This is a genomic window from Rhodococcus sp. CX, from assembly GCF_015865005.1.
Lineage (GTDB): Bacteria > Actinomycetota > Actinomycetes > Mycobacteriales > Mycobacteriaceae > Rhodococcus.
Genome location: NZ_JADZGH010000048.1, coordinates 1 through 8,844, shown reverse-complemented (window position 1 = coordinate 8,844; position 8,844 = coordinate 1). Strand labels below are relative to the sequence as shown.

Below are 8,844 nucleotides of genomic sequence, written 5' to 3'. Positions count from 1 at the left end.
CCAGCGCGTGCACCTGCTGCGTGACTGCCTCATCCTCGCCGGCGCCGGCGTGGGCGGCGGATCCCTCAATTACGCGAACACCCTCTACAAGCCGCCCGCCTCGTTCTTCGAGGACAGGCAGTGGGCGCACATCACCGACTGGCACGACGAACTCTCGCCCTACTACGACCAGGCCCGCCGGATCCTCGGCGTCGTCACGAACCCGCACATGACACCCGCCGACGAGGTGATCAAATCCGTCGCCGAGGACATGGGCGTCGGCGACACGTTCATCCAGACGCCGGTCGGCGTCTACTTCGGCGAACCCGGCCGCACCGTCGCCGATCCCTATTTCGGTGGCGTCGGACCCGACCGCACCGGCTGCATCGAATGCGGCGAGTGCATGACCGGCTGCCGGCACGGCGCGAAGAACACCCTCGTGAAGAACTACCTGGGCCTCGCCGAGAAGGCCGGCGCCGAGATCGTCCCGATGACCACGGTCACCGACCTGCGGGAAACCCCGGACGGCAGCTGGGAGGTCGTCACCGAACGCACCGGAGCGTGGCGACGCAAGAACCGGCGCACCTACACCGCCGGGCACGTCGTGCTCGCCGCCGGCACCTGGGGCACGCAACACCTGCTGCACCATCTCAAGGACACCGGCGCGCTGCCGAAACTGTCGGACCGGCTCGGCGAACTGACCCGCACCAACTCCGAGTCGATCGTCGGCGCCGGGAAGATGAAGGTCGACCCGAACATGGACCTGACCCGCGGTGTCGCGATCACCTCGTCCTTCCACCCGACCGCCGACACCCACATCGAACCGGTCCGCTACGGCAAGGGCTCGAACGCGATGGGTCTGCTGCAGACCCTCATGACCGACGGTGGGGGCCGCACCCCGCGGTGGATGAAGTTCCTCCTCCAGGTCGCGAAGAACCCGGTGCAGATGGCGCGGATGCTGTCGGTCAAGGACTGGAGCGAGCGGACCATCATCGCGCTGGTCATGCAGAACCTCGACAACTCCATCACGACCTACACCAAGAAGGGCCTCTTCGGCCGCCGCAAGGTCACCAGCAAGCAGGGCCACGGCGAGCCGAATCCCACCTGGATTCCCGCGGGTAACGAGGCCACCCGACGCATCGCCGAGAAGATCGACGGCATCGCCGGCGGCACCTGGGGCGAGATCTTCAACATCCCGCTCACCGCGCACTTCCTCGGCGGCGCGGTCATCGGCAGCGACCCCGACCACGGCGTCATCGACCCCTACCACCGCGTCTACGGCTACCCGACGCTCAGCGTCGTCGACGGGGCGGCCGTCTCCGCGAACCTCGGGGTGAACCCGTCGCTGACGATCGCCGCGCAGGCCGAACGGTCCGCGGCACTGTGGCCGAACAAGGGCGAGGACGACGTGCGTCCCGCGCAGGGCGAGCCCTACCGTCGGCTGAACCCGATCGTCCCGAAGAACCCGGTGGTGCCGGCGGGTGCCCCCGGCGCGCTGTCGCTGCCGATCGTCGAGATCCGCAGCGGTTCGGATGCCGGCGTGGCCTGACCGGCGTTCGTGTGACGTGGACCGCCGCTTAGACTGTTCGGGTGTCGCAAACCCAGCAGTCCAAGCCGGTCCTCGTCATCGACTTCGGAGCCCAGTACGCGCAGCTGATCGCTCGCCGCGTCCGGGAAGCGAAGGTGTACTCGGAGGTCGTGCCGCACACGGCGACCGTCGAGGAGATCGCGGCCAAGGAGCCGCTCGCGGTCGTGCTGTCCGGCGGCCCGTCCAGCGTGTACGAGGAGGGTGCTCCCCAGCTCGACCCGAAGCTGTTCGACCTGGGCGTGCCGGTCTTCGGTATCTGCTACGGCTTCCAGGCGATGGCCCAGGCCCTCGGCGGCACGGTCGCACACACCGGCAGCCGTGAGTACGGCCGCACCGAGATGTCGGTGAGCGGCGGCGTCCTGCACGAAGGTCTGCCCGCGACGCAGCCCGTGTGGATGAGCCACGGCGACGGCGTGACAGCCGCACCCGAGGGCTTCGAGGTCACCGCGTCCAGCGCGGGCGCACCGGTCGCGGCCTTCGAGGACCGGGCCCGCCGGCTCGCCGGCGTCCAGTACCACCCGGAGGTTCTGCACTCGCCGCACGGCCAGCAGGTGCTCAGCCGCTTCCTGCACGAGATCGCCGGCATCCCCGGCGCGTGGACGGCCGCGAACATCGCCGAGTCGCTCATCGCCCAGGTCCGCGAGCAGGTCGGCGACGGCAAGGCCATCTGCGGTCTGTCCGGCGGTGTCGATTCCGCTGTCGCCGCCGCGCTCGTGCAGCGCGCGATCGGTGACCGCCTCACCTGCGTGTTCGTCGATCACGGCCTGATGCGCGCCGGTGAGCGTGAGCAGGTCGAGAAGGACTTCGTCGCGGCGACCGGAGCCCGGCTGGTGACGGTCGACGCCTCCGAGACGTTCCTGCGCGAACTGGCCGGAGTGTCCGACCCGGAAACCAAGCGCAAGATCATCGGCCGCGAGTTCATTCGCAGCTTCGAGGGTGCGGTCTCCGAGGTGCTCGGTGAGAGCGCCGCACACGGCGAGACCATCGACTTCCTCGTGCAGGGCACGTTGTACCCGGACGTCGTCGAATCCGGTGGCGGCGCCGGCACCGCGAACATCAAGAGCCACCACAACGTCGGCGGTCTGCCGGAGGACCTGCAGTTCGAGCTCGTCGAGCCGCTGCGCCTGCTGTTCAAGGACGAGGTCCGCGCGGTCGGCCGCGAACTGGGTCTGCCCGAGGAGATCGTCGGACGCCAGCCGTTCCCCGGCCCGGGCCTGGGCATCCGCATCATCGGTGAGGTCACCCAGGAACGCCTCGAAATCCTGCGTCACGCGGATTCCATTGCGCGCGAAGAGCTCACGGCCGCGGGTCTCGACGGTCAGATCTGGCAGTGCCCGGTCGTGCTCCTCGCCGACGTGCGCAGCGTCGGTGTGCAGGGCGACGGACGCACCTACGGTCATCCGATCGTGTTGCGCCCGGTCTCGAGCGAGGACGCAATGACCGCGGACTGGACCCGCCTGCCGTACGAGACGCTCGAGCGCATCTCCACCCGCATCACCAACGAGGTCGCCGAGGTCAACCGCGTCGTCCTCGACGTGACCAGCAAGCCGCCGGGAACGATCGAGTGGGAGTGATCCTCCCGTAGCAGCGACTGTGCCCCTCGGATTCCGAAGGAGAGATCCTTCGATCCGAGGGGCACAGTGCTTTTCGGAGGTGCGGTGGATTCAGTTCTTCCGGCGGGACCGTTTGCCGGGGGCGAACAGGAGGGCCGCGCCCACCGCCACGGCGACGGCCACGAACACCCAGCGGAACTCGACATTCGCGATCGGGTCCAGGGAGAACGGGCCGATCAGCGCCCACCCGCTGACCGCCAGAGCGGCGATCGCGGCCAGGAGCAGCAGGATCGACGGGCCCCGCCGACGCGAGCAGGTCGCCTCGGTGTCGTCGGAGCCGGATCCGGTGTAGTCGGTGTCGAAGTCAGCCACGGTGCACCTCCGAGTTTCCGAAAGCGGTATCGATGTCGAGGGTCAGGACGGGTCCCTTGCGGCCGTCGGCGCCGGCGTCGAAGCCCTGCGTGGGGCACGGCGAGGACGCGCGTTCGGTGCACGTGATGTCGACGTCCAGGTTCGGCGGCAGGAGGATCCGGGAGTTGCCGAACCGGGTCTCCACCGCGACGGTGCGGTCCTCGGTGAGCGTGAGATTGCGCAGATCGAGCTCGAGCTCGCCCATCTGGACCGCGTACTCCGGCTGCAGCTCGGCGGCCGTGCGGGGGGCGTACTGTTGCGGACCCCACCGCGAGGTGTCGATCGGGCCGACCAGCGACGCGAGCACCACGAATCCGATGAGCGGACCGGTCACCACCAGCAGGCCGTGGCCGCGGTGCAGAAACGCGCCGAGCAGCAGTCCCAGCCCGATGACGGCGAGAGCGATCGCCCCGATCCGGGCCGGCGTCAACCATTCCATGCCGGTAGCGGCGGCGACCGCTGCGGCCGCGGCGGCGGCCAGCACCGCCAGGCCAAGTATCGTCGTCGTCAACCGCGACCGCGGCTGCTTCCGATCCGGCACGGGTGTCCGGATCGGTGCCGGTTCGGGAAGATCCCACGCGAACGGGGCGACGCCGAGCGGATCCCAGGACGGAGGCGTCGCCGTCGCGCCGAACGGATCCGGGGCGGGCTGTGCGGGATCGGCGGGCGGTGCCGACTCGTTCGCGCTGCCGGTCGTCTCGGACGTCGCGGCGTCCTTCTTGATCCAGAAGTTCGGGTCCGCCGGTGCCGGTCCGGGAGTGGGAGCCGCCCCTGCGGCGAACGGTTGCTGCGCGAACGGGGCCTGTGTGAACTGGGACGGGGCATACGGCGCCTGCGGGACCGAGAAGTCCGGGAACGGATTCTGCTGGAAGGCCACCGATCCCGGCGGGGGCGGCAGGACCGGAGGTTCCGGCTTGCGCAGGTAGAGCAACCACAGACCCCCGAGCATCAGCATCAGGCTGAGGAATCCGGAACCGCCCAGGCCGGCGCCCACCGGGCCGAGCGCACTCGCGGCCACCGCAAGTGCCACCAGCAGGACGATCACCTTGGTGTTCGAGTCGGCGCTGTGGCCCCGCCCGACGAGAGACTCGACGGGGGAGACGGGATCGCCGTAGCGATTGAGCAGGACCCAGCACGCCAGGTACAGGACGATGCCCGCGCCACCGAAGATGGTGGAGACCACGAACGCGACCCGGATCAGTACCGGATCGACGCCGTACCGAACTCCGATGCCGGCGCACACGCCGGCGACGTGGCCCTGATCGGGCAAGCGCACCGGACGGGTGCGCCACATGTCCGAAAGCTGCTCGGGGAAGCTGCGCGAGTTCATGGACTCATCCTGTCGCCCGCGCGGCGCCCGCACATCAGGGGCGAACCCTGATCTTCGAGCCCCGCAGCAGCCTCCGGGATCAGGGTCGGTCCCCGATGCCGGGGTGCCGAGCGCGTGCCAGTATCGAATATGTGCAACCGGTAGCCAACCTTCCCGTGCCCGTCCCCCGACTCGAACGCCGCGTCGCCGGCCGCGTCGTGGGCGGCGTGGCCGGTGGTCTCGCCGACCATCTCGGCGTGGACGTGATGAAAGTCCGGGTCGCGTTCGCGGTACTCGCAGCGCTCGGGGTCGGCATCGTCGCGTACGGCCTGCTGTGGGCGTTCGTGCCGCAGGGTTCCGACACCGAGCCGCCATCGCCCACCGAGCGTCGCCGCGCGCTGGGTCTGGCGGTCATCGGGCTGGCCCTGGGCGCCGGGCTGTCGTGGCTGCTGAACGGGGGCGCGGCGTCGGTGATCGCGCCGATCGTCGTGGTCGCGGTGGGTGCCGCCCTGGTGTGGCGGGAGTTCGACGTCGACGGGCCGCGGTCGGTCCTCGGGCTGCCGGCCAAACCCACCGTCCTGACATGGGCGCGGGTTCTCGGCGGCCTGACCCTGATCGTCACCGGACTCGGCGTCGTGTTTCTCGCCCAGGTCGACGTCGCTGCATTGCGGTCGTCCCTGCTCGCGGTGGTGGTGACCCTCGTCGGCGCCGGGCTGCTGTCGGTGCCGCTGTGGGTTCGCATGTGGCGAGCGCTCGAGCAGGAACGCGCAGCCCGCGTCCGCAACGAGGAACGCGAGGAGATCGCCTCGCACCTGCACGATTCGGTGCTGCAGACCTTGGCGCTCATCCAGAAGCAGGCCGGTGACGCGCAGGAAGTGGTGCGGCTGGCCCGCAGCCAGGAACGGGAACTGCGGCGCTGGCTGTTCGGCGGCGGGGAGAGTCCCCGCACCAGCCTCGCCGAGGCACTGCGCACCATCGCCGGTGAGGTGGAGGATCAGCACGGGGTGTCCGTCACGCCGGTGATCGTCGGGGACGTCGCACCCGGCGACGACGACGACCTGACCGCCGAATCGTTCACCGCGGTGCTGGGGGCGACCCGCGAAGCACTCGTCAACGCCGCCAAGCACGCCGGAGTGGACAGCGTCGATCTGTTCGCCGAGGCCGAGCCGAACGAGGTGAGCGTGTTCGTCCGCGACCGCGGGACGGGCTTCGACCCGGATCTGGTCCCGGAGGACCGGCAGGGGCTGGCCAAGTCGATCCGGGCGCGGATCGAGCGGCGCGGCGGCCGGGTGGTGGTGAAGTCGGAGCTCGGCAAGGGCACCGAGATCCGGATCCACATGCCCCGCGGCGGTGCGGTGCCGGGGACGGGCTCGCCCCTAGAGTGGCAGGAGGCCGAACCCCAACCCGAGGAGCACACGCAGTGACGTCGAACGGCGCCCCAACTTCACAGTCCTTCCGTGTCTTTCTGGTCGACGACCACGCCGTGTTCCGTTCCGGGGTGCGTACCGAGCTGGGGCGCGAGGCGGACATGGAGATCGTGGGTGAGGCCGGCGGTGTCGCCGAGGCGGTCGCCGGGATCGACGCGACCCGCCCCGATGTCGTGCTGCTCGACGTGCACATGCCCGACGGGGGAGGCGTCGCGGTGCTCAGCCGCATCGCACCCGGGCCCGTGTGCCTGGCGTTGAGCGTGTCCGACGCGGCCGAGGACGTGATCGCGGTGATCCGGGCCGGCGCCCGCGGATACGTCACCAAGACGATCTCGGGCACCGAACTGGCGGATGCGGTGCGGCGGGTGGCCGGCGGCGACGCGGTGTTCAGCCCGCGCCTGGCGGGATTCGTGCTGGATTCGTTCACCGGACGGTCCAACGTCCCGGAGCCGCCGCTGGACCCTGAACTCGACTCGCTGACCCCGCGCGAGCTCGAGGTGCTGCGGCTGCTCGCGCGCGGTTACACCTATCGGGAGATCGCCGAGGAACTGGTGATCTCGGTCAAGACCGTCGAGACCCACGCGTCGAACGTGCTGCGCAAGACCCAGCAGTCGAACCGGAACGCGCTGACCCGCTGGGCGCACCATCGCCGGATCGACTGAAAGCTGTTCAGCCCACCGCCACGGCGATGATCACCGCGACCACGAGTGCGAACACGATCAGCGCGACCATCGCCGCCATCGCCAGCGGCGCGTATGCGACGAGCCGTTCCTTCGGGTCTTGCGGCACAGGCTCTTTCGGGAGCAGCCGGTCCCACAGTTCGGCGGGCCGGGGAATCCCACGCGAGGGCCCGCGCGAAGGCGACACCGGCGGAGGTGCCGGCCGGTCCACGAACGAGCTGCGGGACCGGGTTCCGGCGATCGGTGTGGACCGCTGGGCCCACACGGGAATCGAGCCGTCCTCGGCCAGGATCGGACGTCCGCGCAGCAGTGCGGGATTCGTGCCCGGACCGAGGACGACGGCGGCGAGCCGGTCGCGGGCCTGCGCCATCGTCGGACGGCGGGCGGGGTCGGGTTCGAGCATGGAGAGCAGGACGTCGGTGAGGGGGCCGGTCCGGGTCGGCGGGATGATCTCGGCGCGGGCTACGCGGTGCAGCAATGCGATCGAGTCGGCTTCGAAACCGAACGGGGGCTGGCCCTCGAGGATCGTGTAGAGGGTCGCGCCGAGGGAGAACACGTCGCTGGCTTCGGTGGGATCGTTGCCGCGCGCCACCTCGGGCGCGAAGTAGGCGGGGGTACCGGCGATCACACCGGACTGATCGGAATCGCCGCTCGCCAGGGCGATGCCGAAGTCGCTGATCTTCACGATGCCGAGTTCGTGGCCGCGTTCGGCGACGAGGATGTTGCCGGGTTTGATGTCGCGGTGGATGATGCCCGCCGCGTGTGCGGCGGCCAGGGCGTCGGCCACGTCCGCCCCGATCTGCGCGACCTCGTACGGGGGCAGGGTCTCGACGGTGTTCAGCACCTGGGCGATGCTGCGGGAGGGCAGGTATTCCATGACCAGCCACGGTTCGCCGGCGTCGAGGGCCACGTCGTACATCCCGATGGCGTGCTCGTGCGCGAGCTGCGCGGCGATCCGCCCCTCGCGCAGTGTGCGGCGGCGTACCTCGTCGGCGGCCTCCGGCTGCAGGTCCACGGTGGAGACGACCTGTTTGACGGCGACGTCGCGCCCGAGGCGCGTGTCGTGGGCGAGCCACACGGCGCCCATCCCGCCGCCGCCGAGCTTGGAATCGAGCCGGTAGCGACCGGCCACCAGGTGGTCCGGGCCGACAACCCTACCTACTCGTTCCTGTTTCGACACCTTCACGAGAGTAGTGGATGCGAGGGGTCTTTCTGCGCTTGACGGGCCGCCCCAAGATCATGTGTACTGGAAAGGTTCGAAAGTATGTTCGATAGTTGTGACTGAACCACGTCTTCCCCGTGGTGTCGGTGGGCCGTGTTCCCGCGGCCGGCAGATGACGAAGGGGTGCATGTGGGTGAGCTCGCCGAGTTTCCGCTCGACGGTGTGGAAAGACCGTCCCGGCAGGAGCGGATCCAGTCGCTGCGCCGGCGGATGGCCGCGATACCCGCGCGCGGGGAGGTGGAACGGGCCGCCCCCGCCGACGCACCCGCCGACCGGTTGCTCCCGGTCCCGGAACCGCTCGCCGATGTGCTGCCCCAGGGTGGTCTGGTCCGTGGCTCCGTCGTATCCGTCTCCGGCGCCACGTCGTTGCTGATCGGTGTTCTCGCCTCGGTGACCGCTGCGGGAGGGCACGCCGCCGTGATCGGCCACCGCCGGCTGAGTCTGCTCGCCGCCGCGGAAATGGGAGCGCAGTTGCAGCGGGTGGCGGTGATTCCCGATCCCGGACCCGATCCGGTGGAGATCGCGGCCGTCCTGCTCGACGGCATGGACCTGGTGATCCTCGGTCTCGGCGGAATCGCGGTGCCGTCGTCGCGAACCCGGGCCGTGACCGCCCGCGCCCGCAGCAAGGGGGCGGTGCTGGTCGTCGTCGACGGCCGGTGGGAGGGGGCGCAGGTT

General features: G+C 70.1%; 8 protein-coding genes. 5 read left to right on the top strand and 3 right to left on the bottom strand.

The window, feature by feature from the left end; translation table 11 throughout:
- Together I0Q12_RS04800 and guaA are read left to right on the top strand one after the other, a co-directional pair.
- On the top strand, window positions 1-1,528 hold a 1,528-nt coding region (locus I0Q12_RS04800; protein WP_231610014.1), incomplete at its 5' end, for a GMC family oxidoreductase.
- Between the two features lie 41 nt (window positions 1,529-1,569).
- Window positions 1,570-3,141, top strand: coding sequence for a glutamine-hydrolyzing GMP synthase (gene guaA, locus I0Q12_RS04795; protein ID WP_197250863.1), 1,572 nt, complete (start codon window positions 1,570-1,572; stop codon window positions 3,139-3,141).
- A 90-nt stretch (window positions 3,142-3,231) separates the two neighbouring features.
- On the opposite strand, the gene I0Q12_RS04790 is transcribed toward guaA, so the two are convergent.
- Window positions 3,232-3,492, bottom strand: a complete 261-nt coding sequence (locus I0Q12_RS04790; protein WP_197250862.1) for a hypothetical protein — start codon at window positions 3,490-3,492, stop codon at window positions 3,232-3,234.
- Window positions 3,485-4,861: a PspC domain-containing protein gene (locus tag I0Q12_RS04785; protein WP_197250861.1), complete on the bottom strand. Its 1,377-nt coding sequence runs from the start codon at window positions 4,859-4,861 to the stop codon at window positions 3,485-3,487. The genes I0Q12_RS04790 and I0Q12_RS04785 overlap by 8 nt, the downstream gene beginning before the upstream one ends.
- 95 nt (window positions 4,862-4,956) lie before the next feature.
- On the opposite strand from I0Q12_RS04785, the gene I0Q12_RS04780 reads away from it, so the two are divergent.
- Both I0Q12_RS04780 and I0Q12_RS04775 read left to right on the top strand, forming a co-directional pair.
- On the top strand, window positions 4,957-6,264 hold the full coding sequence (locus I0Q12_RS04780) for an ATP-binding protein (protein WP_197250860.1): 1,308 nt from the start codon (window positions 4,957-4,959) through the stop codon (window positions 6,262-6,264).
- On the top strand, window positions 6,261-6,929 hold the full coding sequence (locus I0Q12_RS04775) for a response regulator transcription factor (RefSeq protein ID WP_197250859.1): 669 nt from the start codon (window positions 6,261-6,263) through the stop codon (window positions 6,927-6,929). Before I0Q12_RS04780 ends, I0Q12_RS04775 begins: the two co-directional genes overlap by 4 nt.
- 7 nt (window positions 6,930-6,936) lie before the next feature.
- Here the strand turns inward: I0Q12_RS04775 and I0Q12_RS04770 are convergent, their stop codons facing one another.
- Window positions 6,937-8,079, bottom strand: a complete 1,143-nt coding sequence (locus I0Q12_RS04770; protein WP_197250871.1) for a serine/threonine-protein kinase — start codon at window positions 8,077-8,079, stop codon at window positions 6,937-6,939.
- A gap of 219 nt (window positions 8,080-8,298) precedes the next feature.
- Here I0Q12_RS04770 and I0Q12_RS04765 point away from each other — a divergent pair.
- On the top strand, window positions 8,299-8,844 hold a 546-nt coding region (locus tag I0Q12_RS04765), incomplete at its 3' end, for a hypothetical protein (RefSeq protein WP_197250858.1).

Excerpts from the sequence above, each read along its gene's own strand:
- I0Q12_RS04780 (WP_197250860.1), top strand. The coding sequence starts at position 4,957 with ATGCCGGGGTGCCGAGCGCGTGCCAGTATCGAATATGTGCAACCGGTA.
- I0Q12_RS04785 (WP_197250861.1), bottom strand. The coding sequence starts at position 4,861 with ATGAACTCGCGCAGCTTCCCCGAGCAGCTTTCGGACATGTGGCGCACC.